The 1,576-nt window shown below is 70.4% G+C and carries 1 protein-coding gene; it reads left to right on the forward strand.

Annotated features, from left to right (window positions below; genetic code table 11):
* On the forward strand, positions 1–1,576 hold a 1,576-nt coding region (locus MXD61_RS05600), incomplete at both ends, for a type I polyketide synthase (RefSeq protein WP_248811777.1).

The following is a 1,576-nucleotide window of genomic DNA, read 5'->3' on the forward strand; positions in this document are numbered from 1 at the left end:
CCCCCTGGCCCCCCAGCACCACCCCACGACGAGCCGGAATCTCCTCCTTCGGCATCAGCGGCACCAACGCCCACATCATCATCGAAGAACCACCCACAGCCACCCCGGCCACCGTCACACGCCACGACGACAGGGCTGTCACCAGGCCGCGGCTCGCGGACGGGGCGGACGACCGGCTGAACTTCGCGCTGTCAGCCAGGAGCCCCGAGGATCTGCGCGCCGCCGCGCACCGGCTGCGCGCCCACCTGGTGGACCATCCGGAGGTCGCGCTGGCGACCGTCAGCCGCACCCTCGCCGACCGGCACCACTTCGCTCACCGCGCGGTGGTTCTGACGAACTCCCGTGGTGCCCTGCTGGCCGCGCTCAGCGCCCTGACCGATCTGCCGGTGTCGACGACGCGGGAAATCGTGGAACTCCCCGACGCCACCCTCACCCTCGGCCAGAAACACCCCGGCAGCGACCAACCCGTCTTCATCTTCCCCGGCCAAGGCTCCCAATGGCCCGGCATGGCCCTCGACCTCCTCACCACCAGCCCCGCCTTCACCGAACACTGGAACGCCGCCACCCAAGCCCTCGCACCCCACATCACCTGGAACCCCCACCACGCCCTCACCAACCCCGAACTCCTCACCCACCCCAACATCGTCCAACCCCTCCTCTGGGCCATCCAAACCAGCCTCGCCCACCTCTGGAAAACCCACGGCATCACCCCCGCCGCCGTCATCGGCCACTCCCAAGGCGAAATAGCCGCCGCCACCACCGCCGGCATCCTCACCCTCCACGACGCCGCCCACCTCATCACCACCCGCTCCACCCTCATCACCACCCTCAACACCCCCGGCGCCATGCTCACCATCAACCTCCCCCACACCCACCTCAACCTCCCCCCCCACACCGACATCCACATCGCCGCCATCAACAGCCCCACCAGCACCGTCCTCGCCGGAAACCCCCACCACCTCCAAACCTACGCAGACCAACACCCCACCACCTTCAGCCGCCTCATCCCCGTCACCTACGCCAGCCACCCCCCCCCCCCGGCCCCCCCCCCCCCCCCCCCCCCCCCCCCCCCCCGCCCCCCCCCCCCCCCACTTCCGGAGCTGGACGGGTACCGGTCGACGGGTGCGATCTCAAGCGTCGCGTCCGGGCGAATCTCGTATGTGCTGGGCTTGGAGGGCCCGGCGGTGAGTGTCGACACGGCGTGCTCGTCATCACTGGTGGCGTTGCACTTGGCCGCCCAGGCGTTGCGGGTGGGTGAGTGCTCAATGGCGCTGGCGGGCGGCGTGACGGTGATCGCTCACCCAGGCGTGTTCGTCGAGTTCTCCCGGCTGCGTGGCGTCGCCGCCGACGGCCGGTGCAAGGCGTTCTCGGATTCCGCGGATGGCATGGGCTGGGCCGAGGGCGCCGGAATGCTCGTGTTGGAGCGTCTGTCGGATGCGCGGCGGCTCGGGCATGAGGTCCTGGCCGTGGTCCGGGGCAGTGCGGTGAATCAGGATGGCGCCTCCAACGGACTGACGGCCCCCAGCGGTCCGTCGCAGCAGCGGGTGATTCGTCAGGCGTTGGCGAGCGCTGGGCT

Source organism: Frankia sp. AgPm24 (assembly GCF_023243055.1).
Lineage (GTDB): Bacteria > Actinomycetota > Actinomycetes > Frankiales > Frankiaceae > Frankia > Frankia umida.